Origin of the sequence: Actinocrinis sp. (assembly GCF_035938995.1) — a bacterium.
In the GTDB taxonomy this organism is placed as follows: Bacteria; Actinomycetota; Actinomycetes; order Streptomycetales; family Catenulisporaceae; genus DASZGI01.
In genome coordinates, this window is record NZ_DASZGI010000257.1 from 1 (window position 1) to 25,146 (window position 25,146).

Consider the following 25,146-nt stretch of genomic DNA (forward strand, 5'->3'; position numbering starts at 1 on the left):
CCGCGACATCCCGCACGGCACCGGGGTCGAATCCGTGATCCACACCGTGTCCAGCCAGAAGTCGCTGTCCCGCGCCAGGAGCCGGATCACCCGCTTGACCAGCGGTAGGGCGGCGCGCAGGCGCTTGTTGTAGCCGGGGCGCTTAGGCCGGTACGGAAAAAGGGCGCCCAGGCGCTGGCCGACGAACCGCAGCCAGCGCGCCTCGTTGCGCACCTGCAGCAGTGCCTGGGCCACCGCCAGACACACCAGTTCCGAGTCACTGAGTAGCGGCGGGCGTCCGCACCAGCGGTCGGTGACCAACTCGTCGTCGATCTTCACGTACAGTGCGGTGATGAGGGTCTCGATGTCAGTCTTCACACACCGGTCATCGAGGCCCTCGCCGCGTCTACGGCCGCTGCGTTAGGAACTTCTCGTCTAGACGGGCACAGACGGCTCCACGGTCGCATCTCTCGCCAAGCTTTCTGTGAGCAGGCTCCCCGACTGCTCTAGCGTCAGACTCCGCCAGAGCAGGTGAGCGGCACGGTAGTGCAACTGGAAGATGCGCAGGAAACGCTGATGCGGCCCTGGCGCAGACGACTGCCCTGGTCACAGCGGAGCCCCCTATCGGAATTGAACCGATGACCTACGCATTACGAGTGCGTCGCTCTGGCCGACTGAGCTAAGGGGGCGTGGACCGGATGATGTCGAGAGGGACGATCACCGGACCGAGGCATAAGTGTAGCCGGTTCAGGAGCCTTGGCTGCACACAGTTCCGGGGGCGGGGAGGGTGCCTTGGATCAGGTAGGCATCCACTGCTGTGTCGATGCACGTTGAGCCGCGCAGGTAGGCCGTGTGGCCGTCGCCGTTCATCGTGAGGAGGCGACCGCTTTGGAGCTGGGCGGCTAGGCCCTGCGCCCACGTGTAGGGGGTCGCGGGGTCTCTGGTAGTGCCGACGACGAGGATCGGCGGGGCGCCCTTTGCCGCGATCTTGTGGGGGGTGGTGTCGGGGCGCGCGGGCCAGTAGGCGCAGGGCAGGCTCGACCAGACCACCATCTCGCCGAAGAAGGGGGCGGCCTGCTCGTATTCGGGGAGGTCCTGTTCGATCTGCTGCGGGGAGATCGCCTCATCCGGGTGGTCCACGCAGTTGACCGCGAAGTTCGCCTCGGTCTCGTTGCCCTGGTAGTGGCCGCTCACCCGGTTGTTATAGACGTCGGCCATGGTCAGCAGAGCCGAGCCGTCACCGGTGAACGCCCTGGTCAGGGCCGTGCGCAGGTCGCCCCACCAGGTCTGGTCGTACATGGCCACCGCGATCCCGGTCATCGCCTGGGCCTCGGTGAGCTTGCGGGTCGCGTCGCCGGCGATCGGGGCCGCGCCGAGGCCGTCAACCCAGGCCTTGAGCTTGGCGATGCCGGCCGCCGGGTCGGAGCCCAGCGGACAGTCAGACCTTGTCGCACAGTCCTTGGCGAACTGGTTCAGCGCCACGTCGAACGCCTTCGCCTGGGCCAGGTTGAGCTGGCCGGCGGTGAGGGAGGGGTCGATCGCGCCGTCCAGGACGAGGTGTCCGACGTGCGTAGGGAACTCCTCCGCGTAGACCGCGCCGAGGTAGGTGCCGTAGGACTTGCCGAGGTAATAGAGGTCTTTGTCACCGAGGACGGCCCGCAGGATGTCCATGTCGCGGGTGGCGTTGATCGTGCCGACAAAGGGCAGCAGGTTCGCGGAGGTCTTCGCTGCGCACTCGGCGGCGAAGGACTTGGACTGGTCGATGACGTCGGTGCGCTCGGCCAGGGAGTTCGGGTCGGGCGGTGTGTTGAGGAACGTGTCCATCTGCGGGTCCGAGAGGCAGTGCACCGCGGTGGACTGGCCGACGCCGCGCGGGTCGAACCCGACGATGTCGAAGCGGGCGGCGACGGCGGCGCTGACCACGTCGGGCGACCTGGCGTAGTCGATCCCGGAGCCGCCCGGACCGCCCGGGTTGACCAGGAGCGAGCCGATCCGGTGCGCCAGATCGGTGGCGGGCTTGCGGACGATCGCGAGGGAGATCGACGTGCCGGTCGGGTTGCTGTAGTCGAGGGGGACCTGGATGGTGCCGCACTGGAACCCGCCGCCGCAGCTCGAGAGCGAGACGGACTGCGTATAGAACTGCTGGAGGCCGGCGGGGGCGCCGTAGCCGTTCCCTTGCAGCTGGTTGGACGTGCTGGCGACGGGGACCGTATGGCCACTGGCGGTCGTGCACGCCGCAAGGGGGGCGGCGAACGCGACAGCGGTCAGGACCATCCGGCCGGACCGCGTCCCGCCGAAGCGCCGGCCTTTGGAAACGCGCCGTGAATGTGCATAGCGCTGCATCGACGCCCCCTTCATATCTCGGTCGTCTCATCAGTCGATGAGCGCCTTCCCTAGATCGCGCAGGCCTAGGCTACGCCGAACGGGGTTCTATGCCGCCCGGAGCGTGAGCGCCATGGACTCGACGGCGAGCAGGGGGGCCACGTTCGCAGCAATCGCCTCGCGCGCTTCGAGGACCGCCTCGATGCGTCGCAAAGTGGCTTCCGGGGTCGAAGAGGCGGCGAGGGAGTGTGCCTGCTGAGCGCGGTCGGCGTGGACGGGTCGGATCGCGGCGCTGCCCGCGGGGTCGAGTTGCAGCGCCAGCACGTCTCGGTAGAACGCGGCGATGTCGACGAGCGCACGGTCGAGGGCATCGCGCTGCGTACGGGTCGCCCGGCGCTTTTGCCGGGTCTCCAGGTCCTTGAGGATGCCGGCCGAGCCTGAGACACCCCGGGCGCTTCCCGAGCCCTTGCCCTGTCCGTAGCCGAGGGCGACCTTAAGCTCATCGGTCTCCTTGGCGTCGAGCGCTTCACTGACCGCCTTGGCCTCAGCCGCAGCCGCGTCTACCAGTCCCTGAGCTGCCCTAAGCGCACGGCCTATGTCGGCGACCTCGGCAGGGAGTCTGAGGGCTTCGTCGCGGGCCGCAACGGCCGCCGGATCGAGGAGCAGGGCACGGGCGCGGCCGATGTGCCCTTGGGCGGCCTGTCCGGCGGCATAGGCCTGCTCGCGGCTGACGTTCTCGCGCGCGCTAAGGGCGTCTGCGATGGCATCAGGGGACGGAGTTCGCAGGGCGAGGTGGCGGCAGCGCGACAGGATCGTCGGCAACATGTCCTGGGTGGAGGGCGCGCACAGCATCCAGACGGTGCGCGGCGCGGGTTCCTCGATCGCTTTGAGCAGGACGTTGGCTGCGCCCTCGGTGAGGCGGTCGGCGTCTTCGATGACGATGACCTGCCAGCGGCGGCGGGAGGGTGACATCGCGGAGCCGAGAATCAGCCCGCGCGTCTGGTCGACGCCGATCGTCAGCTGGTCTGTGGTGACGAGGGTGACGTCAGGGTGCGTACCAGCGAAGGCGGTATGACAGTCTTGGCACTGGCCGCAGCCAGGGGTGTGGTCGTCCTCGCATTGCAAGGCGGCGGCGAACGCGCGGGCGGCGGTGGAGCGTCCCGAGCCGGGGGGACCGGTGAACAGCCATGCGTGCGTCATCGCGGAGACTGCGGCGCCCTCGCGTCCGGCCAAGACGGCGCGAGCGGCCAGTGCGGCGGCGTGGAGGAGCGCGACCGCGCGGTCCTGACCGATCAGCTCCGACCAGATCCCGCCGACCGAACCGGCGGCGTGCGGAGGTGCTCTGTTCGGATCAACACTGTCCGGATAAACGCCATTCGGATCAACAGCGGTCGAATCAACGCCGGTCGAATCAACATCGCGCGGCTCAGTCATCGTCGTCGTCCTCGCGCCGCTTTCGTCTGCCCAGGCGCCAGCGGCCGCGTGGCGCGTCATCGTCCTCGTCGTCTTCGTCAGTGTCGACGTCGCCTCGGTTCGGCAGGACCTGAGTCTGGCTCAGGTCGACCGGAACCGCCTTCGTGTCCCCGGGCGGCAACGCACGCACGGCGAGGTCCTGGATCGCCTGATCCCGCGCACGGGCCTTCGCCAGCGCCTCGGCCTTGCGCACAGCCATCTCGTTCTCACGGCGACGTTCGGCATCGGCGAGGACTTGCATGCGCTCTTCCTTCTCGCGTAGCGCGGCAGCGCGTTGGTCGGCCTCCTCCTGCCGGCGCTTCTCCTCTTCCAGCGCAGCCTGGCGCCGATGTTCCTCGGCTGCGAGCTCCTGCGCGGCCTTCTCGGCTTCAGCGCGTCGGCGTTCTGCGTCCTGCCGCTCGGCCGCTTCCTCGGCACGGCGCTGCTCGGCCCTGCGTTCGGCTTCCGCGCGCTCGGCCTCCTTGCGGGCGCGCTGCTCGCGTTCCTCCGCCTCACGCGCGGCGCGCAGCGATCGCTCCGTCTCCTCGGCAGCCAGCGCCTCACGTGCCGAGAGTGGAAGCAGCTTCTCGAGCCGGTCCTCGATGATCGCGGTGACCACCCCGACCGGCTCGGCCGCGTCCACCACCAGATAGCGGCCGGGGTCGGCGGCGGCGCGAGCCCGGAACACCGAGCGCACCCGGGCGTGGAACTCGGCGGGTTCGGCCTCGAGCTTGTCCGGCGCGTCGGCTCGGGTCTGCGACCGTTCCCACGCGATCGCCGGATCGAGGTCGAGCAGCACGGTCAGGTCGGGCCGCAGACCCTTGGTGGCGAACGCGGACAGCGCGACGACGTCGTCGGCGGACAGGCCCCGACCCCCACTTTGGTAGGCGATGGAGGAGTCGACGTGCCGGTCGGTGACGACGACCGCGCCGTTCACCAGCGCGGGGCGCACCACCTTCTCGATGTGTTCGGCGCGGTCGGCGGCGAAAAGCAGGGCTTCGGCGCGGGCGCCAACCGGGCCCTGGTCGCGGGCGTGCAGGAGGATCTCGCGCAGCCGGGCGCCTACCTCAGTGCCGCCGGGTTCGCGCGTGGTCACCACCTCGAAGCCGCGTTTGCGCAGCCAGGTCGCGAGCGCCGCGATCTGGGTCGACTTGCCGGCCCCGTCGCCGCCCTCGATCGCGATGAACCAGCCGGGATGCTTCTGACCGCGCGGCTGCGTCTGGTCGGACCGCCGTGCGACGGTCTCGCGCAGCCGGTTCATCCTGCCCCGCATGGTGGCCAGCCCTCCGTCCTCTCCGACGCCCAACAGGGTACTTCCCAGCGGGGACGGCGGCGGATCGACCTGCGGCGGCGTTCCGTGGCGCCGCGCTGAAGATCTTGGATCAGGAGGCGCCGGGATTCGACGCGGAGGACGTGGCCGCGGTCTTCTTGGCGGCCACCTTCTTCGCGACGGTCTTCGACGCAGTCTTGGCGGCGGCCTTCTTCGGCGCGGCCGTCTTCTTCGCCGCGCTCTTCGAGGCGCTCTTCTTCTTCGGCGCCGGGCCCTTCGCCCGCTTCTCCGCGAGCAGCTCGATCGCCCGCTGCTCGGTGAGCTCCTCGATCGTCGTGCCGCGCGGCACGGTGATGTTGGTCTCGCCGTCGGTGATGTACGGCCCGAAGCGCCCGTCCTTGACCGCGATCGGCTTGCCGGACACCGGGTCGGCGCCGAACTCGCGCAGCGGCGGCTTCGCGGTGCCGCGCCCGCCGCGGGCCTTGGGCTGCGCGTAGATCGCCAGCGCTTCGTCGAGCGTAACGGTGAAGATCTGATCCTCGCCGGCGAGCGAGCGGGAGTCGGTGCCGCGCTTGAGGTAGGGGCCGTAGCGGCCGTTCTGCGCGGTGATCTCTTCGCCGGTCTCTGGATCAGCGCCCACGACGCGGGGCAGGGACATCAGCTTCAGCGCGGTGTCGAGGTCGATCTCGTCCAGCGACATGTCCTTGAACAGCGAGCCGGTGCGCGGCTTAACCGCGTTCTTGCCTGTCTTTGGGACGTCGTCCGGAAGTATCTCGGTCACGTAGGGGCCGTACCGTCCGGCTTTGGCGACGATGGTGCGCCCGGTCGCCGGGTCCACGCCGAGCTCGCGGTCGCCGGAGGGCCGGGAGAACAGTTCCTCGGCCAATTCCGCGGTCAGCTCGTCTGGCGCGATGCCCTCGGGCACGTTGGCGCGGGCGATCGGGGTGCCGTCCGGACCGATCTTCTCCACGTACGGGCCGTACTTGCCGACCCGCAGGAAGACACCGTCCCCCACCTTGAAGGTGTTCACCTCACGGGCGTCGATCTCGCCCAAGTCGGTGACGAGTGCCTTCAGTCCCTCCATGTCGTCGGTGCCGTCGCCGAAGTAGAAGCGCTTGAGCCACGGGACCTGCTCGGCCTCGCCGCGGGCGATCCGGTCCAGGTCCTCCTCCATGTGCGCGGTGAACTCGTAGTCCACGAGCGAGGAGAAGTGCTTCTCCATCAGGCCCACGACCGAGAACGCCAGGAAGGAGGGGACCAGCGCGGTGCCCTTCTTGAACACGTACTCGCGCCGCTGGATCGTGTTGATGATCGCGGCGTAGGTCGAGGGGCGGCCGATCTCGCGGTCTTCCAGCTCCTTGATCAGCGAGGCCTCGGTGTAGCGGGCCGGGGCCTTCGTGGAGTGGCCCTCCGCTTCCAACTCGGCGGCGGTGAGCGCCTGGCCCTCCTCGACCGACGGCAGCCGCCGCTCGCGGTCGTCGAGTTCGGCCTCGGGGTCGTCCGAGCCCTCGACGTACGCCTTCAGGAAGCCGTGGAAGCTGATGATCTTACCGGAGGCGGTGAACTCGACCGCGCGGCCGTCCGAGGCGTCGCCGCCGATACGCACGGTCACCGAGTGGCCGGTCGCGTCCTTCATCTGGGAGGCGACGGTGCGCATCCAGATCAGTTCGTACAGGCGGAACTCGTCGCCGCTCAGCCCGGTCCGCGCGGGAGTGCGGAACGAGTCGCCGGAAGGGCGGATCGCCTCGTGCGCCTCCTGCGCGTTCTTCACCTTCGATTCGTAGCGGCGCGGCGCGTCGGGCAGGTACTGCGCGCCGTAGAGGTCGCGGACCTGCGCCCGGGCGGCGGCGATGGCCGTCTCCGAAAGCGTGATCGAGTCGGTACGCATATAGGTGATGAAGCCGTTCTCGTACAGCTTCTGCGCCACCTGCATGGTCCGCTGCGCGCCGAAACCGAGCTTGCGGCTCGCCTCCTGCTGGAGCGTCGTCGTGCGAAACGGAGCATAAGGCGCACGCCTGTACGGCTTGCGTTCGACGGACGTGACCGAGAAGGCGGTGTCCGCGAGCGCGGCGACCAAGGCGCGGGCGGCTGCTTCATCCAAATGGACGACCTCGCCGCGGGACTTGAGCACGCCGTCCGAGCCGAAGTCGCGGCCCTGGGCGACCCGCACGCCGCCGATGGAAGCTAGGCGCGCGAGCATGGTGTGCGGGTCCTCGTCCGCCCGGCCGGTGTCGAACAGACCGGTCAGGTCCCAATAGGCGGCCGGGACGAACGCCATCCGCTCCCGCTCACGCTCCACCACCAGGCGGGTGGCGACCGACTGGACGCGGCCGGCCGAGGTGCCGTTGGTGATCTTGCGCCAGAGGACCGGCGAGACCTCGTAGCCGTAGAGCCGGTCCAGCACCCGGCGCGTCTCCTGGGCGCTGACCAGCTGCATGTTGATCTGGCGGGGGTTGGACACGGCGCGCTGGATGGCATCCTTGGTGATCTCGTGGAAGACCATCCGCTTGACCGGGATGCGCGGCTTGAGCTCCTGCTCCAGGTGCCAGGCGATGGCCTCGCCCTCGCGGTCCTCGTCAGTGGCCAGGTAGAGCTCGTCGGCGTCCTTCAGAAGCGCCTTCAGCCGCTTGACCTGATCGTCCTTGCCATCCGAGACGACGTAGACGGTCTCGAAGTCGTGGTCGACGTCGACCCCGAGCCGCGCCCACGGCTTGGCCGCGACGTCGGCCGGGATCTTGTGCTTGGTGTCGGTCGTGGGCAGGTCGCGAATGTGCCCGACGCTCGCCTCGACGGTGTACCCCGGGCCGAGGTACCCCTTGATCGTCTTGGCTTTGGCCGGAGACTCGACGATGACGAGGCGGCGTCGCGCGATCCCGTCGGTCCCGGCCTGGCTGCTCGGCGGCACAGTCGTCCGTCCTTCCTGCTTCCTGTCCTCGATGGCGGGCCACGGTCCGCTTGACCGGTCGGTGGCACGCGCGAAGGGATACCCCTATCCGCGTGCCTGGAATCACCCGCTCGCCGTGCCGTCCCGTGATCGGCGGGACGCCCCGCACGGCACGACTCGCTGACCAGAGTACGCCCCGACACGCCGTGGTTACGCCCCATGGTCGCGCCGCGCCCGTGACCGGGGTTCAGGGGGTGTTCAGGAACCCCTCCTCGATCAGCGACCGGACGGTGTCCAGGCCCCCTTCACGTAGCGCCTCAGGGGCCAGTCCGAATTCCCCGGCGATCCGGTCGAGCACGGCGCCGAGTGGACGCAGACCGTCGAGGGCGCCGAGCAGCGCGATGCCGACCGGGTCGATGTCGCCGGCCCGGTACAGGCCGCTGACCTGGGTGATCCTGGTGGATTCCGGGGTCCAGCCGGATTCGCCGACGCGTGCGGTCTGCTCCAGCACGAGGTCCGGCGGGACCCGGAGCGCGGCCGCCAGCAGCTCTTCGTCCGAGGTGCCACGCAGGAAGGCGCGGCGGGCGAACCAGCCGGGCACGAGGGCGCCGAGCGGCTGATCGACACGGCCGGTGAGCTCTTCCAGACGCAGCGTCGGCACGTCGGCCCCGCTCGCGCGCAGGGTGATCCAGCCGAAGCCGATCGCCTCGATCCGGTTGGCCTCGAAGTAGTCGAGGTACGCCTGGTAGCGGATGATGTAGTCGGGGGTGCCGTGGTCCCCGGCGTCCCGCAGCCAGAGCTCGGCGTACTCGGCGGGGTCCTGCACCTCGCGCTGGATCACCCAGGCGTCGCAGCCGGTGGCCCGCACCCAAGGGGCCACCCGCTCACGCCAGTCCACGCCCTGCTCGTGCACCCAGTTGGCCAGGATCTGGCACCAGCCGCCCTCGGACATCCGGGCCGGGACCTGCTCGAGGAAGCGGCGGCACAGCTCGTCGGCGGGCAGGCCGGCGTCGCGGTAGGTGAAGCGGCCGTGGCCCTGCGCCGACTCGGGGGAGATGACGAACGGCGGGTTGGAGACGATCAGGTCGAAGCGCTCGTCCCGCACCGGTTCGAAGAGGCTGCCGGGACGCAGGTCAATGCGGGCGGCCTCGCGGTCGTCGAGGGAGAGGGCCGCGGTGAGCCGGGCAAACTTGAGCGCACGGAGGTTGACATCGGTGGCGACGATCTCGGCCGCGTGACGCGATAGGTGCAGCGCCTGGACGCCACAGCCGGTGCCGACGTCGAGCGCGCGGGAGACCGGTTCGCGGACGGTGAGCTGCGCGAGGGTGGTGGACGCGCCGCCGACGCCGAGCACGTAGTCCGGCCGCATGGCGACCGAGCGACCGGTGACCAGGCCGGCGCCGAGGTCGGACACCAGCCACCAGTCCACGTCGGACTCCCCGTAGGGGCGGATGTCGACCAGCGCTCGAACGGTGTCGTCGGCGCGCTCGTGCGCGAGCAGTCCGCCGGTCAGCGCGTCGTCGATTGGGAGCGTGCGCTCCGCGGCGTCGCGCGGGACGGTCTCCTGAAGCACGAAGAGCTTGATCAGGGTGCCGATGGGCGAGTCGTCGGCACGCACCGCGCGCGATGCGGCGACCGACTCGTTGCGGGAGAGCGCCGAGTACGCCGTCGGCCCCAGCGCCTCAAGGCAGCCGTCCACCGTGTACTGGGCCTTGATGAGCGCCTCGCGTAGGCGCTCGATCGCGTGCGGATCCGTCATCAGCTCGGTCACAGGGAGCACTCTAGGCAATCGCGTGCCCACCTTTGGTCCCCGCCCGGTGACAGTCTCACGAGCCGCGCGAAACCGCCGCTCGAAGCCACTGGTGGGTGCCCTAGACCGTCCGGGGACGCCTTGGGAATGGCACACGGCCGTAGGCGGTGTCGAACCGCCTACGGCCGTGTGCTCCGAATCTTTTGGACCGCGCGCCTGTCAGCACGCGGGCCGGGTCAGACGTGCGCCACTGCGCCGTTCTCCTCGTCCGCCGAGCTGCTCTGGCCCGGGACCTGCGCGCTCACCGCGATCGACTTGCGCTTGGAGTTCCAGACCGCCACGACGATCACGGCGAGGGCGGCGAGCGCGATGCCGATGCGGGCCGGAGTGCTCGCACCGGAACCGATCGACAGGCTCACGATGGCCGGGGCGACCAGCAGCGAGACCAGGTTCATCACCTTGATCAGCGGGTTGATCGCGGGGCCGGCGGTGTCCTTGAACGGGTCGCCGACGGTGTCGCCGATGACCGTTGCGGCGTGCGCCTCGGAGCCCTTGCCGCCGTAGTTGCCGTCCTCGACCAGCTTCTTGGCGTTGTCCCAGGCGCCGCCGGAGTTGGCCAGGAAGACCGCCATCAGGGTGCCGGTGCCGATCGCGCCCGCCAGATACGAGCCGAGCGCGCCGACGCCGAGCGAGAAGCCGACCGCGATCGGCGCCATGACCGCGAGCAGGCCGGGGGTGACCAGTTCGCGCAGCGAGTCGGTGGTGACGATGTCCACGACGCGGCCGTACTCGGGGCGGCCGGTGCCCTCCATGATCCCGGGGATCTCGGCGAACTGCCGGCGCACCTCGAACACCACCGCGCCGGCGGCCCGGGAGACGGCGTTGATCGCCAGTCCGGAGAACAGGAAGACCACCGCGGCGCCGATCAGCAAGCCGACCAGGTTGCGCGGGTCGGCGATGTCGAGGACGCCGCGGTACTGCTCGCTCAGCGACGCGGCCGGGATGTTCTTCTTGGCCACCTGCTCGGTGATCGCGTCGTGGAACGAGCCGAACAGCGCGGTCGCGGCGAGCACCGCGGTCGCGATCGCGATGCCCTTGGTGATCGCCTTGGTGGTGTTGCCGACCGCGTCCAGCGAGGTCAGCACGCGCGCGCCCTCGGGGCTGACGTCGCCGGACATCTCCGCGATGCCCTGGGCGTTGTCGGAGACCGGGCCGAAGGTGTCCATGGCCACGATCACGCCGACCGTGGTCAGCAGGCCGGTACCGGCCATCGCGACACAGAACAGCGAGATCGCGATCGAGCCGCCGCCGAGCAGGTAGGCGCCGAACACGCCCGCGCCGATGACGAGCGCGGAATAGACCGCCGACTCCAAGCCGAGCGAGACGCCGGACAGGATGACGGTCGCCGGGCCGGTCAGCGAGGTCTTGCAGACGTCCTTGACCGGACGGAAGTTCGTATCGGTGAAGTAGCCGGTCAGCTGCTGGATCGCCACCGCGACGACGATGCCGATGATCACCGAGACCAGCGCGATCAGCTGCGGGTTGCCGACGTGGCCGACCGACGCAGAGCCGTCCAGGCTGGCGAAGGAGCTGGGCAGGTAGCTAAACGCGGCGGCGGCGACCAGGACGATCGAGACGGCCGCGGAGATGAAGAACCCGCGGTTGATCGCGGCCATCCCGGAGCGGTCGTTCGGACGCGGCGAGACCGCGAAGATGCCGATCACCGCGGTCAGCACGCCGATCATGGGCACGATCAGCGGGAAGACCAGGCCCTTGGAGCCGAACGCGGCCAGGCCCAGGATCAGTGCGGCCACCAGGGTCACCGCGTAGGACTCGAACAGGTCCGCGGCCATGCCGGCGCAGTCGCCGACGTTGTCGCCCACGTTGTCCGCGATGGTGGCGGCGTTGCGCGGGTCGTCCTCGGGGATGCCCTGCTCCACCTTGCCGACCAGGTCCGCACCGACGTCGGCGGCCTTGGTGAAGATGCCGCCGCCGACACGCATGAACATCGCGAGCAGCGCGGCGCCGAAGCCGAAGCCCTCGAGGACCTTGGGGGCCTCGCTCTTGTAGGCCAGCACGACGATCGAGGCGCCGAGCAGGCCCAGGCCGACGGTGAACATGCCGACCACGCCGCCGGTGCGGAAAGCGATGCGGGTGGCCCGGTTGGCCCCCGACTCGTTCGCCGCCGCGGCGACGCGGACGTTGGACCGGACCGCCAACGACATGCCGACGTAGCCGGTGATCGCGGAGAACCCGGCGCCGATGAGGAAGAACACGGAGCGGCCGATGCGCACGCTCCAGTTGTCCGCCGGGAGCGCCAGCAACAGGAAGAACGCCACCACGGCGAACCCGCCGAGGGTGCGGAACTGGCGGGCGAGGTAGGCGGATGCGCCTTCCTGCACCGCTGCCGCGATGCGTTTCATGTTGTCGGTGCCCTCGCTCGCGGCGAGGACCTCGCGGACCAGGTAGCCGGCCACGCCGAGCGCCGCGAGGGCGATCACGGCGACGACGACCACCAAAGTGAGATTGCCGCCCGAAACGGTCGGGGCGGCCAGTGCCAGATGCGGCTCGGCGAGCCGGGACATTCCGTCCTCCTTGACGTGGGTACCCCGTGAGCGCGTCACAAGAGCTACCGGCAGGAACACGAGGAACGCTGCCCGGCGCCTGTCAGTACGGGGCTTTAGTACCGGTACTGCCATCGCATCGACCGACCGCCTGCCATGGCGGTTCGATCGGTGGGCCGGAGTTTACGCACGTCCCGCGGCGCATACCAGCGCCTCTTGAGAATTTCGATACAGAACGGCATGTGACGCGTGTCTCATCGTGTACGGGGACTGCAAAACACCATTTTCCATTGCCCGACCGCACTTTTTCCGAAACAACCAGGTTAGGGCCGGTTTCCGGCCCGCGCGACCGCGACAGGGCGAGCGGAACCGGTCCTAAGCCCCCGACCTCGTGAGAATCACTCGAAGTGGTGAGCGCGCAACCAGCGCGGAGAGTACGCGTGGGACGGACGGAGACGCGGCAGAAGGGAGAAGAGGCGGGAGCCGTGGCGCGATCAGCGGGTCAAGCTTGTAGAGCCGCGTAAAGGCGCGTAACGGAACGGCGGCAGAACTGCAGCAGAACGGCATAGGGCAGCCCCGCAAGGGAACCGTGCACAGAAACCGCCGCGCAGGTGTGCTTCTGGACGGTGCGTAGGTGTGCGCTCCTCGACGCCGCGTAGTTGCGCTCCCGGACGCTGCGTAGGTGTGCGCTCCTGGATGCTGCGTAGGAGTGGCTGCCGTCAGATGTGTCTGCCACAACGCACGTGCGTCGTCGGCTCCGTGACGCCTTTCACGGCGCAGTACTTCGCGACAGCGCGCCCGCCGCACCTGCGCTGAACTCCCGCGACCGCCGCCTGAGCCTCGTCTCTGCCGAGGATCGAGCGTGTCGCGGTCAGCTGGCGAAGCGAGGACCGTCCACGGGCCAGCCCATGCGAATCACGCCGCCCTGGGTGGTCAGGCGCACCTCGAGGTCGTCGACCAGGCCACGCAACACCGCAAGGCCCATCTCCGCGCCGTCGCCGTCGTCGCCCAGTCCGGCGTCGTCCGCGGACTTATCCGCCGACGCTTCCTCTTCCTGTCCCTGCTCCTGCTGTTGTTCCCGCACCTCGGAACCGCTGTCCTCGGCCTTGGGTACCGGGCCGCCGCTGACCGCGTCCACGACCTCGACGCCGAACCGCTCGCGGCCGTCGTCAAGGTGGACCACCACCGGGACGTCCGGGGCCGCGGCGCGGTGCAGACCCACAGCGCGCGAGCACGCCTCCCCCACGGCGAGACGCACCTCGTCGAGCAACCCGTCCTCCACCCCGGCCCGCCGCGCCAAGGCGACGGCGACCAGACGCGCCGTACGGACGTGCTCGGGCAACGGTGCGAAGCGCAGGACCACCGGAGCGCCCGAGTGCTCAGGAGCGACCTGCGGACCCGGGGAGGTCTCCTGCGCCTGGCCTCCGGGCTCCGATTCGAGGGGGGTGAGTGAGTCGGCGGCGTGTACGCCCGTCATGTGGTCCTCCCGCGGTGTTCCGGTGGTCGGTTGCGTCGCCCTGTTCGCGTGCCGACCCTTCGACCCGACCGGCTGTCGACGACGGCCTTGGCCTGCGGCGGGAATCCTGCCGCGCGACCGTCCGTCGCCGCCTGATCTTCGATTCGAAGAGTTCACGCTGCCCCGCCCGGCCACTTCGCCGGGTCGGATGGCCGTGCCGGGCGGCGGCCGACAGGCCTCGGGGCTTCTCGGACCGCCCGGCCCGGCGAGCGGCGGCGCGGGGAGCGCCGCCGCTCGGTACGTCCGGCGGACGGTGGGCAGCCGCTCAGTCGGTGGCGGCGATCGCATCCTCGACCGTGGTGTGGATCGGGAACACCTTGGTCAGCCCGGTGATCCGGAAGATCTTCAGGATCCGCTCCTGGGTGCACACCAGCCGCAACGAGCCGTCGTGCGCCCGCACCCGCTTCAACCCGCCAACCAAAACGCCCAGACCGGTCGAGTCCAGGAAGTCCACCGCCTCCATGTCCACCACCAGGTGGTAGCGGCCCTGGTTCACCAGGTCCACCAGCTGCTCACGCAGCTTCGGGGCCGTGTAGACGTCAATCTCGCCGCCGACTTCGATGACCGTGCGGTCACCCTCGTGCCGGGTCGACAGGTTCAGATCCACGGGTCCTCCAGCACTGTTCCGTGCGACATCCCCCTGGGGGAAGGGGGCGGGTACGCATTCAATCACTCCGCGCCCACACCTGACGACGGTATGCGAGCGGTTCACCGCGAGGAGTGTCATTCTCTCTTCCTGGTGCATTCTGTTGAACACGATGCCACGAACCCGGTCCGCTGAGGAGATCCTTCGCCGACTTGTCCGGATCAGCCCCACCGAGCGGGCTGACGCGGTGACACATGTCGAGCGCGTGCCGGCACGCCCGGCCCGGCACGCCGACTGGCCGGAGTGGGCCGACCCGAGGGTCGTGGCCGCCTTCCAGGCGCTCGGCGCAGAGCGGCCGTGGACCCACCAGGCCGCGGCGGCCCAGTCGCTACACGACGGCAACCATGTCGTGCTGGCGACCGGGACCGCGTCCGGCAAATCGCTTGGCTACCTCCTTCCGCTGCTGTCCGGCCTTCTCGACGGTGCGTCAGGTCCGCGGCGCGGCGCCACGGCCCTGTATCTGGCCCCGACGAAAGCCTTGGCCGCTGACCAGGCACGCCGCATCCGTGATCTGCGATTGCCGATGGCCCCCGCGGCGTGCCTCGACGGAGACACGACCACGGAAGAACGGCAATGGATCCGCGAACATGGATCGTTCGTGCTCAGCAATCCGGATCTGCTCCACTACTCCCTTCTGCCGGACCACCGGCGCTGGGCACCCTTCCTCAGGCGCCTGCGATATGTGGTGGTTGACGAGTGCCACGCGTACCGAGGCGTGCTCGGCTCGCACGTCGCGGCGGTGCTACGCCGCCTGCGCCGGGTCTGCGCGCGCTACGGCGCAGACCCGGTGTTCGCCCTCGCCTCGGCTACGACGGCCGAACCGGAGGACACCGCCGCCCGCCTCACCGGGCTGCCGGTAACCGCCGTAACCGACGACGGTTCCCCGCATGGCGAGCTGCTCTTCGCCCTCTGGGAACCGCCACTCACCGAGCGGCGGGGCGAGGGTGGCGCGCCAGTCCGGCGGTCCGCGATCGCCGAGTCGGCTTCGCTGCTGGGCGATCTCGTCCGGGACGACGTGCGCACCGTCGCGTTCGTCAGATCGCGGCGCGGGGCCGAACTGGTCTCGCTTATCGCCCGGGAACAGGTGGGCGAGGCGGACGCGGCGGCCGCGGCCCGAATCGCGGCGTATCGGGCCGGGTACCTTCGCGAGGACCGGCGCACGCTTGAGGCAGATCTGGTGTCCGGACGCCTCCTCGGCGTCGCGGCCACGAACGCACTCGAACTCGGGGTCGACCTGGCCGGCTTGGACGCGGTCCTGCTGACGGGCTATCCCGGCACCCGCGGCTCCGTCTGGCAGCAGGCCGGGCGCGCAGGCCGGTCCGGCGAGGACGCTCTGGCGGTGCTGGTCGCCCGGGACGATCCGCTGGACACCTACCTGGTGCACCATCCGGAGGCGTTGTTCGGCAAGTCCGTCGAGGGAACGGTGCTCAACCCCGACAACCCTTACGTGCTGTGGCCCCACCTGTGCGCGGCTGCTGCCGAGTTCCCACTGACTGAGGACGATCTGGATCTGTTCGGGCCGGGCGCCCCCGCGCTGGCCACTGAGTTGAGCCGATCCGGCTGGCTTCGGCAGCGCGCGGGTGGCTGGTACTGGACGCGCCCCGAGCGCGCGGCGGACCTGGCCGATCTGCGCGGCAGCGGCGGCACCCCGGTGCGGATCGTGGAATCGGCGACCGGGCGTCTGCTGGGGCAGGTGGACGCCGCGGCGGCCCACTCCACCGTGCACGACGGTGCGGTGTACCTGCACCAGGGTGTGACCTACCTGGTGGAAAGCCTGGATCTGGAGACGTCGATCGCTGTCGTCGCCGCTAAGGAACCCGGCTACACCACTCATGCCCGGGAGACCAGCGTGCTGAGCGTCATTCGCGAGGAGCGCAGCGAGACGTGGAGCCCCCGGACGCGCTTGTCCTTCGGCGCGGTGGAGGTCACCAACCAGGTGGTCGGCTACCTGCGCAGAGACGCCGTGACCGGCGCCGTGCTCGGCGAGGATCCGCTCGACCTGCCCTCGCGCACCCTGGCGACCAAGGCCGTCTGGTGGACCGTCACCCCGGATGCACTGGTCGAGGCGGATCTCGCCGGGCCGGACATCCCCGGAGCCGCCCACGCCGCTGAACACGCGGCGATCGGTCTGCTGCCGCTGTTCGCCCAATGCGACCGGTGGGACATCGGCGGACTTTCCACCGCCGCGCATCCCGACACCGGTCTGCCGACCGTGTTCGTCCACGACGGCCTGCCCGGCGGCGCGGGCTTCGCCGAGCGCGGGTACCAGCAGGCCCGGGCCTGGCTGGCCGCGACGCGGGACGCGATCCGCGCCTGCGAGTGCCCGGCCGGCTGCCCTTCCTGCGTCCAGTCGCCCAAATGCGGGAACGGAAACCAACCGTTGGACAAGCTGGGCGCGATTCGCCTGCTTGGCGTACTGCTCGAGGGCCGCTGAAGGGTAATCACTTCTTGACACTAGTCCGGTCGGGGACAAGTCAGGAGGTGGGCTGTGGTAGCCGTGGGCGTTGGCGTGATCCTTGCTGTGATCCTGGTGACCGGCGGTGTGGTGGCTGAGTCGAACACCCCGGACACGCTGGCCTTCTTCGGCGTGTCGGTGCACACGACGAGCGCTCAGATCTTCCTGACCGGCGCGATCTGCACCTGGGCTCTGCTGGCCGCGGCCTGGTTGTTGGCTGCGGGCATCCGCAGATCCCGGGAGCGCGGCGCCCAACTCGCCACCCTCAAGGGCCGGGGCAGACACCCGGGCGGACGAACGGACGCCGTCCAATCGCCAGCCCTGGCCGACGTGTTCGGCTTCGCGGTCGTACCCGCGCACGCTGCGTCCGGGCCCGGCGAGCGGCGCATCACTGATCGGCCCAGCACGCGACACGGCCGTGGCGACGTCGGCTCCAAACAGAACGCGCCCGAGCAGCCACCGCGCGGGTAGCGGGACCGCGACGGAGACGGTGCAGTCGAGCGCATCGCAGGAACAGGAGCGTGCGCTCGCCCCAGCTGCAACCGCCTCGATGGCAGCGTGACCACAAGGGTCGCCGCTTTCCGGGCTTCCGCCTGCCAGCAGGCCATGGACCGCTGCGCCAGAGGCAGCCAGAGCCGATCGATCGGCGGCCTTTTCCGCGGAATGTCGAGCCGCGACTGCGGCGATCCACACCAGCGCACAACCCGCGACACCCGACGCCAACATGATCATCGCGACTGTCCACACGGTGGCCGATCCGGTCTGACCGCGATTGATGAGTCGGCGACGGCGACTGCGGCGGCTACCAGTGGGTGCGGGAGGCGGCGCGAGGGTGGAGGACGCGTTAGGCGGCGCCAGAGTAGAAGACATTCAGGGCCGCCTCTCGGTGGCGCCCGCTGCGGAGTCGTCGACAGACGCACACGACGTGCCCGGCTCGCAGGCCGCTTGCGCCCGGCCGTCCACGTGGAGGACGGGAAGCATCGCGTTGCCGAATGCGAGTGCGGTGGACACCTGTACCGAGACGTGGCCGCCCGAGTCGTCGACGGACATCGACGCGCCGCGCGGGGCAAGCTGATGCACTGCTTGAGCAGCGACGGCCGCGGATTCCCCGCGGGCAAGGACTCGAGCAGCCTCCCACGCGGCATCGGCGCAGCGGATCCGGTCCGCCACGGCGGCGATCACGAAGGCGAGCGCGAAGCCGAGGCCGAGCAGGGTCGGCAGGACCAGCGCGGTTTCGGCGGTGACAAAGCCGCGTTGCCGGGATTCCGCCCGGGCGCCGCGGCGATGCGGGAATCCGGACGGCACGTTGGCGCCTTGCGCCAACTCCGCCTGCGCGCCCGGGCGAACCGGAATCGCGAGCAGGGCGCGGGCGTGTCGGGCGATCTCCCCTTGCGCACGCTGGAGACTCAGGGGCGCGGCTGGGATGTCGGCGTGTCGAGCCGGGTCCGTCTGAGAGATCACTGGCCCGGATCTGCGTCTGCCCGGTCTGATTCGGTTCATCCCACGGACCCCAGTGCCTTGTGGATGATCCCGGACAGCAGTGCCGAGACAGAGCCGCTGGTGATGATTTTGTAGAGCAGGGCGGCGAAGGCACAGGCGGCAAGTGTGCCGATGGCGTATTCGGCCGTGGTGGTGCCCGCTTGGGCGCCGAAGCGTCGAGTCTTGGGCAGGCCGCGGCGGCGGGAGGCAGCCGAGCGGTGGGGTGAGGTCGAGCGGCGAGACGAGCGCACGGAGTTCTCCTTGTGACTGGCTGGGATTCAGGGTTGGAGCTCGGCCAGGAGGCCGATCGCGGTCGGCAGGACGCCGAGCACGATGAACGCGGGCAGGAAGCAGAGGGCGAGGGGCGCAACTGAGCGAACGGCTACCGCGCGGATCTGCGCTTGTGCCGCGTGCTCTGCGGCGCCCCACAGATCGCGGGCAGCCTTGGCGACGGTCAGTGAGGCGGGTGCGCCGGTCCGGGACGCGCGGAGGGCTGCTGCGCCGACCGCTGCGGTGGCTCCGTCGACCATGAGCGGGCGCCAGGCGGCTTCGGGTTCCGCGCCATCGCGAAGTGCGGCGGCTGCTTCGGCGAAACGTCGTGCGATCGTGTGGAGCGGGTCGTCGGGGCCGTTCGCCGCGAACGCGGTCGCGACCACTGTCGCGGCGTCCGCGGGGAGGAGCCCAGCGGCGAGCGCTGCGGCAAACAGGTCCACCGCCGGAGGTGCGGCCGCGGTCAGCCGTTGTCGGGCACGCAGGTCTCGCTCGGACAGTCGGCGGGAGCTGACGGCCAGGATGACGAGGCAGCACCCGGCGCCGACCACCACCCCCGTCGTGCCGCCGACCAGGAATCCGATCGTGCAGCCACCGAAGATCGCGCCGAGCGCCTGTCGCCGATCGGGTCGCCGGGGTCGGGGCAGCCACCGGGTCGTTTCCCGCGTGGCCTGGCGCCATCCGCCTCGGACGTGCGAGCGCATGGGGCCCCAGCGCAGGAAAACGGCCATGGTGACCAGACAGACGGCGCAGGCCACCTCGACGGCCCGGATGGATGGTCCCGACTGACGAAGCACTGCCAGCCAGATGCGGGCGACCTGCGGTTCCGAGACGGTCTCGGGAAGCGACGGCCTCATGACGCCCTCCTGACCCACTGGAATCGGCGGGTTCTGATATGGATCCGGCGGGGAGTGCGTCTCGGCGCCTGGAGTGCCGAGTTCACGAGCCGGTCGGTCCAGTGCAGACCGGCGGCCTCGAGAAGGAGCCCGATCACCAGGCACGCTTCGCCCACCGGTCGGGCCAGCAGGGTGTGCAACGGATCAGTCCCCAGCGCGGAGCCGAGCGCGAGCCCGAATCCGGGCAGCACACTGAGCATCGTGACCGTGGCCCTCACCCCCGCGAGTTCCGCGGCGAGGCTCTGGCGCCGCTGCTGCTCGGCGCGCAGCCCGTCTTCGATTCCGCATACCGCTTCGGTGAGCGGAACGCCGTGGCGCTCGGTGGCCCGCCAGCACGCCGCTAGCGCCCCGAGCCCTTCACGGCCGGGCGTGTGTGCGGCGATGCTGAGCAGGTCGGCGGGATCTTCGTGGGCTGCCGCGGGTCGTGAGCAGGCTTCGGCGAGATCGCGCAGTTCCGGGCGACACCAGACCGCGTCGGCGATCGCTGCCGAGGGCTGGCGCCCCGCCTGGAGTTCCGCGCGGAGCGAGGAGCAGAAGTCGACCACGGCGGCGCGTTGTTCGGTTTCGGCGGCACGCAGCCTGCTGCGAAGAAGTCTTGATCGGATGAGCAGCACGACGGCCGGCACGAGAACCGCCGGCATGACGGAGTGAGCTGCGAGAGAGCCAAGGGCACCGATCAAGACGCCGACGACGAGGACAGGCAAGATCGGAATGGACGGAATGAGCGGCGCGGACACGCCGGGTGGCAATGACGCGAGGCGGCCGGAAGCGTAGTCGGGCGCAGAAGGCTGAGATGACCGCGATGAGGGCCGTCGCGCCCGAAGGCGGCCAGGTGTGCGTGAAGCGAGTGCGGATGAAATCGGCCGCTGCGCAGGGAGTACGGACTTCGATTCGGTAGAGGCGCGGCGGGTCACGACGCCTCCTTGGTCTGCCGGGAGTCGCGCGAGTGCGGGACGCCGAGGGCGGATTCGTCGGGCTGTTCGGATCGGTCGAGTTCCTCCTGGAGCAGCGGGTAGCCGATCCATTCCCGGGTCTGTCCGGTCCGATCGAAGGTGAGCGCGAGGCTGGCCTGGATCGGTCCGACCGCGCCGCGGCGCCGGACGACCGCGATGGATTGGAGGTAGCGCCGGCCGAACTGGTCGCGGTCCAGGTGGAGGGCGAGCCGCAGCGCGGCTGATGCCTGGCTGTGGACCGCTTCGCGGGAGACCCCGGCGAGCAGGGCGAGGGCCTCGATCCGCGCCGGGATGTCCTGGGGCCGGTTGGCGTGAAGGGTGCCGCAGCCGCCCTCGTGGCCGGTGTTCAGCGCGGTGAAGAGGTCCATGATCTCGCCGCCACGGGCTTCGCCCAGCACGATGCGGCTCGGTCGCATGCGCAGTGCCTGCCGGATCAGGTCCCTGACGGTGACCTCGCCGCGGCCCTCCTGGTTGGGCGGCCGGGTCTCGAGGCGCACCACGTGCGGGTGGTCCGGGGTGAGTTCGGCGCAGTCCTCGACGATCACGAGGCGCTCGCTCGGGTCGGCGAGCGACAGCATGGAACAGAGCAGAGTCGTCTTCCCGGTGCCGGCGCCGCCGGTTACCAGGAACGGCAGGCGCTTGCGGACGATCTCGACGAGGACGGATGCACCCTCGTCGTTGACCGCGCCGAGCTCTTGCAGTTCCGGCAGCGTGTACGTGCGTCGACGCGGGATCCGCAGCGAGATCGTCGTGCCCTTGATGGCGAGCGGGGGCAGGACTGCGTGCAGGCGCGTGCCGTCGGGAAGACGGGCATCCACAAACGGCGAGGCGTCGTCGAAGCGGCGGCCTGCTTGGACCGCGAGGCGTTGTGCGTAGCGGCGCACGGCAGCCTCGTCGGCGAATGCGGCCCCGACCCGCTCAAGCCGGTCGGCCCGTTCGACCCAGATCTCCTCGGGTCCGTTGACCATGACGTCGGTGATGTGGGGGTCGAGGAGGAGGCCTGCGATCGGGTCTGCCACGAGAGCCTGCTCACAGAGCGATTCCGCCAGCGCTTGCACTGCCTCGGTGCCGAGCGCACAACCTGAGGCGCGCAGCGCGGAGACGACCGCAGGGATCTCGGGTGGGAGCGCGCCCGAAGCGAGTTGATCGCGTACGGCGCCCATCGCGCCGTCCGAGTTCGGGTGCTGCTCTCGTCGGCTCGTGCCCCGGACACGCGCTGCCGTCGGCGCCGCAATGTGGCCTTGCTGCTTCACGCGGCCACCCCACTTAGGTCCGCAGCGCCCGGTCGGCCCCACGAGCAGCGCTCGATGAAGCGGCGGCTGAAACGGTTGAGGGAGACGGTGGAGCGGCCGGCGAGCCGACTGAGCGGATCGGCGGGAGCGTAGCCGCGCCCCCGCAGCGGCCGCACCACTCCGGCCAGCGGCAGGCCGAGTAGATCGGCGAACTCGCGAGGGGTCATGTCGTCACGCCCGGGAAGGCGCGCGACCAACTCCGGGCGCGGCCCGACGGCGGTGAGCTTGGGCAGGAGCCGGGAGGCGGCTACAGCCGCACGCTCGGAGACCGGTGCGATGACCAGCGAGTGCGTGGCCTCGGAGAGGGCGAGTTGCGCCGAGTCGTCGATCGCCCGCGGCAAGTCGATCACCACGAGGTCGGTCTCGCGGCGTAGATCGCGCAGCGCATTGCGCATTCCGGTGACCGGGATGGTCTCGCCGTCGCGGATGGTCCAGCTGACGAGCGAGAGCTCACCTGCGGGCCGGCGACGACCCGGGTGCGGCCAGCGCGGCGGATCGAGATCCTGCGGCCATTCGCCATGCCCGCCGTCGCGCCCGCTGGCCCGCCTCGCGGGCGAGGTGGCGGCGGCCACGTCGACAAGGCTGTCGAGTCCTCCGCCCAGCGGGTCCGCGTCGAAGAGTGCGGTGGCGCGGCCGAGTTCGAGGGCGGTGACCGCGAGACAGACGGCGAGCGTGGAGGCTCCGGCGCCACCGCAGCCACCTACAACCACGACGAGTGGGATGCCGTCGTCCCGGCGTCCGTGCGGTCCGCGGGGTCGGACGGATGGTCGCTCGCCAAGGTCAACCGGCACGTCGGCGAAAGATCGCGCGGCGGGGAAGTCCTTTCTCCCCACCGTGTTTCTCCCGACCGCGCGATCCACCGCCGCCATCAGGTCGGGATCGACTTCGAACAGTCCGGACGACCCGCGCGCACCACGGGTTCCGGGCTCGCCGAATTCTGGTCTTCTCTGCATGGCGCTCCCCTTCCAAATCCGCCGTCGTTGCGGAATGTGTCCGCACAACTACGGTGAGACATGGATCGAGGGCAGCGCCAGACGTTTCGTCGAAGCTGTGGATAACCCCTGTGGAAAACGTAGGCGACCGAGCGGGTGAACCAGCGCTCGATGATGAGGGACGGGACGCGAGGGTGAACCCGCGGGGAAGAATGGTGAAGGGCCCTGAGTCGGCGATGCGCGGGCCAGCGGCCGGGACTCGGGGGCGCCGGAGACGCACGGCGGGGGGCGTTGATCAGGTTGGTCGGACACCGGCCGATTCACCGGACTCGGGTCAGTCAGTCCTGGTTAATTCAGAGCCGGTTTATTCAGACACTGATCTTATTCAGACGCTGACCGGGTTCGTCGAGGTGTTGACCGGGTCGTTCGGAGAAAAGGACGACCCCCGCCGGGGGGGAGAGCGGGGGTCGTCACCTCGACGCGACTCGGGGGGGAGGAGCCGGGTCGAGGCTGCACGGTCGCGAACGATCCGTGACTTCCATGGTGTACCCGATGGACTCAGAAGGCAAACTGGCGCGTGACTGATTACGCCGAATGATGACTGTGGGGCGCCTGAGCTGGGATTTCCTCAGGCAATGGGCGGCCGCGCCACAGCGTGCAAATCGGCGGACGGGATGTCCGGTCTCTCAATTACGAAGAGTAGTCAGGTCAGCGGGCTGGACTCGACTTTCGTGCATTTTGCTCACGCCGTCAAGAGTGTTAGGCAACAGAATGTTGGCTCCAGCCCGGCACGCACGAATTGGCACCACCGGACGAAGCTATCGCACGAACCGCGGGGTGGCGGCGGAAAGATCGCGGAACTCCTGCGGACGGTTCCCGCCGCCCGGCGCCCGGGCGCCGCTGTGACACGTCCGTGACGACCCGTTGGATCGCCGTGCACCTGCCATACATCCCGCGCACCTCCCGAGTCCATCGCGCGCTTTCCGATTCTCGCGCCGCACCGCGTAGGCTTCGGTCACTGTCCACCGGCGATGGAAGCTGAGGAGTCCCAGCCGATGCGCACCGCGGCGTTCTTCGACCTCGACAAGACGATCATCGCCAAATCCTCGACGCTGGCGTTCGGTCGCTCTTTCTACCAAGGCGGGCTGATCAACCGGCGCGCCGTGCTCAAAACCGCGTACGCCCAGTTCGTCTACCTCGTCGGCGGCGCGGACCACGACCAGATGGAACGCATGCGCCAGTACCTCTCCTCCCTGTGCACCGGCTGGGACGTCGGCCAGGTCAAGGAGATCGTCGCGGAGACGCTGCACGACCTGATCGACCCGCTGATCTACCAGGAGGCCGCCGACCTGATCGCGGAGCACAAGGCCGCCGGCCGGGACGTCATCATCGTGTCCTCCTCCGGAGCCGAGGTCGTGGAGCCGATCGGCGAGCTGATCGGCGCGGACAAGGTCATCGCCACCCGCATGGTCGTGGTCGACGGCCGATACACGGGCGACGTCGAGTTCTACGCCTATGGGGACGGCAAGGCGACCGCGATCAAGACGCTCGCCGAGACCGAGGGATACGACCTGGAAGGCTGCTACGCCTACAGCGACTCGGCCACAGACCTGCCGATGCTTGAGCTGGTAGGGCATCCACACGCGGTTAACCCGGATCGGACGCTGCGCAAGGAGGCGGTGGCCCGCGATTGGCCGATCCTCGTCTTCGCGAATCCGGTGTCGCTGCGGGCCAAGATGGCGAACCTCAACCTGCCTTCGAAGCCGGTGCTGGCGGCGACGGCGCTCGGCGTGGGAACGGCGGCGGCCGGAATCGTCTGGTACGCGCGTAAGAAGCGGTCGTAGCGGCACGGGCACGCGGTAGGTCGCGCGTGGCGGCAAGCGGCGAGCCGACCGAGGCACGTCCGTCTCTCTGAGACCGGGATCGCCGTCAGATAAGTCAGACAAGAGTGACGGCGCCCCGATTCCTGTCAGGGGCGCCGTCGGCGTGCGCGATGTCCGAGGTACCAAGCGTGCACCGGTTAATTCGTCAGATCAGTCCGCCGCCGGTCGGTGCCGGTGGGGCTGTCTCGACGGGCCCCAACGCGGGTCGGTCGCGCGTGGGTTCTCGGGCCTCGTGCGCGGTCCGTGTGGCCGTTATGACTTCTACTTCCCAGCCTTCCTCAAGAAGCGGTCTCGCGGGCCGTACTTCCTTTGTAGGACGGATGCGCGGACTTGGAAAGCCGGGCACCGGGTGAATACCCTCGCTTCACCTGAATGGCGCAGAGATGCCGCCACATCAGTCACACTGGTTTATCCACGCATCAGTGATTCGCACACAGCGGTCGATTCTTGGGCTCCATGAACCAATGCGGTTGCGCAATGAGTAAGCCATCCCGAGACACCCGAAGCGTCGCCCGACGCATATCCGGCAAGCGCCTCTCGCCGCGCGTGGATTCCGAGCTCGACGAAGCCCACCTCCGGCACCGTCAACGACTGCGGGTCCAG

General features: G+C 69.7%; 17 protein-coding genes, 1 tRNA gene and 2 pseudogenes. 3 read left to right on the forward strand and 17 right to left on the reverse strand.

Going from position 1 to position 25,146, the window contains the following annotated elements:
• From VGZ32_RS17895 to VGZ32_RS17940, 10 genes and pseudogenes are all read right to left on the reverse strand, one after another.
• Positions 1 to 357: pseudogene (locus VGZ32_RS17895) on the reverse strand (IS982 family transposase); the annotation flags it as partial.
• A gap of 237 nt (positions 358 to 594) precedes the next feature.
• Positions 595 to 668: transfer RNA gene (locus tag VGZ32_RS17900), tRNA-Thr, on the reverse strand.
• A gap of 58 nt (positions 669 to 726) precedes the next feature.
• Complete coding sequence (locus tag VGZ32_RS17905; RefSeq protein WP_326887215.1) at positions 727 to 2,253, reverse strand: alpha/beta hydrolase; 1,527 nt, start codon at positions 2,251 to 2,253, stop codon at positions 727 to 729.
• A 156-nt stretch (positions 2,254 to 2,409) separates the two neighbouring features.
• On the reverse strand, positions 2,410 to 3,735 hold the full coding sequence (locus VGZ32_RS17910) for a DNA polymerase III subunit delta' (RefSeq protein ID WP_326887216.1): 1,326 nt from the start codon (positions 3,733 to 3,735) through the stop codon (positions 2,410 to 2,412).
• Positions 3,728 to 5,026: a dTMP kinase gene (gene tmk / locus VGZ32_RS17915; RefSeq protein ID WP_326887217.1), complete on the reverse strand. Its 1,299-nt coding sequence runs from the start codon at positions 5,024 to 5,026 to the stop codon at positions 3,728 to 3,730. Before tmk ends, VGZ32_RS17910 begins: the two co-directional genes overlap by 8 nt.
• Positions 5,027 to 5,135: 109 nt before the next feature.
• Positions 5,136 to 7,928, reverse strand: a complete 2,793-nt coding sequence (topA, locus tag VGZ32_RS17920) for a type I DNA topoisomerase (RefSeq protein ID WP_326887218.1) — start codon at positions 7,926 to 7,928, stop codon at positions 5,136 to 5,138.
• Positions 7,929 to 8,154: 226 nt separating this feature from the next.
• The gene (locus VGZ32_RS17925; RefSeq protein ID WP_326887219.1) at positions 8,155 to 9,678 is read right to left on the reverse strand and encodes a DUF7059 domain-containing protein; all 1,524 of its coding nucleotides are present in this window, start codon (positions 9,676 to 9,678) and stop codon (positions 8,155 to 8,157) included.
• A 215-nt stretch (positions 9,679 to 9,893) separates the two neighbouring features.
• On the reverse strand, positions 9,894 to 12,242 hold the full coding sequence (locus VGZ32_RS17930; RefSeq protein ID WP_326887220.1) for a sodium-translocating pyrophosphatase: 2,349 nt from the start codon (positions 12,240 to 12,242) through the stop codon (positions 9,894 to 9,896).
• An 850-nt stretch (positions 12,243 to 13,092) separates the two neighbouring features.
• Entirely contained in the window at positions 13,093 to 13,698 is a 606-nt protein-coding gene (locus VGZ32_RS17935; RefSeq protein ID WP_326887221.1) for an ATP-binding protein, read from the reverse strand.
• Positions 13,699 to 14,002: 304 nt separating this feature from the next.
• Positions 14,003 to 14,344 (reverse strand): anti-sigma factor antagonist, encoded by a 342-nt coding sequence (locus tag VGZ32_RS17940; protein ID WP_211465825.1) that lies wholly within the window; start codon positions 14,342 to 14,344, stop codon positions 14,003 to 14,005.
• A gap of 151 nt (positions 14,345 to 14,495) precedes the next feature.
• On the opposite strand from VGZ32_RS17940, the gene VGZ32_RS17945 reads away from it, so the two are divergent.
• Positions 14,496 to 16,817, forward strand: coding sequence for a DEAD/DEAH box helicase (locus VGZ32_RS17945; protein ID WP_326887222.1), 2,322 nt, complete (start codon positions 14,496 to 14,498; stop codon positions 16,815 to 16,817).
• Positions 16,818 to 16,892: 75 nt separating this feature from the next.
• Positions 16,893 to 17,309: a hypothetical protein gene (locus VGZ32_RS17950; RefSeq protein ID WP_326887223.1), complete on the forward strand. Its 417-nt coding sequence runs from the start codon at positions 16,893 to 16,895 to the stop codon at positions 17,307 to 17,309.
• Positions 17,310 to 17,708: 399 nt separating this feature from the next.
• Here VGZ32_RS17950 and VGZ32_RS17955 read toward each other — a convergent pair whose 3' ends face one another.
• The 6 genes from VGZ32_RS17955 to VGZ32_RS17980 all read right to left on the reverse strand — a co-directional run bounded on the left by VGZ32_RS17955 (position 17,709) and on the right by VGZ32_RS17980 (position 22,681).
• The gene (locus VGZ32_RS17955; protein WP_326887224.1) at positions 17,709 to 18,299 is read right to left on the reverse strand and encodes a TadE family type IV pilus minor pilin; all 591 of its coding nucleotides are present in this window, start codon (positions 18,297 to 18,299) and stop codon (positions 17,709 to 17,711) included.
• A gap of 35 nt (positions 18,300 to 18,334) precedes the next feature.
• Positions 18,335 to 18,568, reverse strand: a complete 234-nt coding sequence (locus tag VGZ32_RS17960; RefSeq protein WP_326887225.1) for a DUF4244 domain-containing protein — start codon at positions 18,566 to 18,568, stop codon at positions 18,335 to 18,337.
• Positions 18,569 to 18,595: 27 nt separating this feature from the next.
• Positions 18,596 to 19,444, reverse strand: a complete 849-nt coding sequence (locus VGZ32_RS17965; RefSeq protein WP_326887226.1) for a type II secretion system F family protein — start codon at positions 19,442 to 19,444, stop codon at positions 18,596 to 18,598.
• Positions 19,441 to 20,124 carry a hypothetical protein gene (locus tag VGZ32_RS17970; RefSeq protein ID WP_326887227.1) on the reverse strand — a complete coding sequence of 228 codons (684 nt, stop codon included), beginning with the start codon at positions 20,122 to 20,124 and terminating at the stop codon, positions 19,441 to 19,443. The genes VGZ32_RS17965 and VGZ32_RS17970 overlap by 4 nt, the downstream gene beginning before the upstream one ends.
• A gap of 269 nt (positions 20,125 to 20,393) precedes the next feature.
• Complete coding sequence (locus VGZ32_RS17975; protein WP_326887228.1) at positions 20,394 to 21,689, reverse strand: TadA family conjugal transfer-associated ATPase; 1,296 nt, start codon at positions 21,687 to 21,689, stop codon at positions 20,394 to 20,396.
• A complete protein-coding gene (locus VGZ32_RS17980; protein WP_326887229.1) occupies positions 21,686 to 22,681 on the reverse strand; it encodes a hypothetical protein in 996 nt (331 codons plus the stop codon). Before VGZ32_RS17980 ends, VGZ32_RS17975 begins: the two co-directional genes overlap by 4 nt.
• Positions 22,682 to 23,691: 1,010 nt before the next feature.
• On the opposite strand from VGZ32_RS17980, the gene VGZ32_RS17985 reads away from it, so the two are divergent.
• Positions 23,692 to 24,504, forward strand: a complete 813-nt coding sequence (locus tag VGZ32_RS17985) for an HAD family hydrolase (protein ID WP_326887230.1) — start codon at positions 23,692 to 23,694, stop codon at positions 24,502 to 24,504.
• Positions 24,505 to 24,951: 447 nt separating this feature from the next.
• On the opposite strand, the pseudogene VGZ32_RS17990 reads toward VGZ32_RS17985, so the two are convergent.
• A pseudogene (locus VGZ32_RS17990) lies at positions 24,952 to 25,146 on the reverse strand (oxidoreductase); the annotation flags it as partial.

What these genes read in the sequence shown, in the direction of transcription:
- VGZ32_RS17905 (WP_326887215.1), bottom strand. Translation starts at nt 2,253, where the DNA reads ATGGTCCTGACCGCTGTCGCGTTCGCCGCCCCCCTTGCGGCGTGCACG.
- VGZ32_RS17910 (WP_326887216.1), bottom strand. Translation starts at nt 3,735, where the DNA reads ATGACTGAGCCGCGCGATGTTGATTCGACCGGCGTTGATTCGACCGCT.
- tmk (WP_326887217.1), bottom strand. Translation starts at nt 5,026, where the DNA reads ATGCGGGGCAGGATGAACCGGCTGCGCGAGACCGTCGCACGGCGGTCC.
- VGZ32_RS17930 (WP_326887220.1), bottom strand. Translation starts at nt 12,242, where the DNA reads ATGTCCCGGCTCGCCGAGCCGCATCTGGCACTGGCCGCCCCGACCGTT.
- VGZ32_RS17935 (WP_326887221.1), bottom strand. Translation starts at nt 13,698, where the DNA reads ATGACGGGCGTACACGCCGCCGACTCACTCACCCCCCTCGAATCGGAG.
- VGZ32_RS17945 (WP_326887222.1), top strand. Translation starts at nt 14,496, where the DNA reads ATGCCACGAACCCGGTCCGCTGAGGAGATCCTTCGCCGACTTGTCCGG.
- VGZ32_RS17965 (WP_326887226.1), bottom strand. Translation starts at nt 19,444, where the DNA reads ATGAGGCCGTCGCTTCCCGAGACCGTCTCGGAACCGCAGGTCGCCCGC.
- VGZ32_RS17970 (WP_326887227.1), bottom strand. Translation starts at nt 20,124, where the DNA reads ATGCCGGCGGTTCTCGTGCCGGCCGTCGTGCTGCTCATCCGATCAAGA.
- VGZ32_RS17980 (WP_326887229.1), bottom strand. Translation starts at nt 22,681, where the DNA reads ATGCAGAGAAGACCAGAATTCGGCGAGCCCGGAACCCGTGGTGCGCGC.
- VGZ32_RS17985 (WP_326887230.1), top strand. Translation starts at nt 23,692, where the DNA reads ATGGAAGCTGAGGAGTCCCAGCCGATGCGCACCGCGGCGTTCTTCGAC.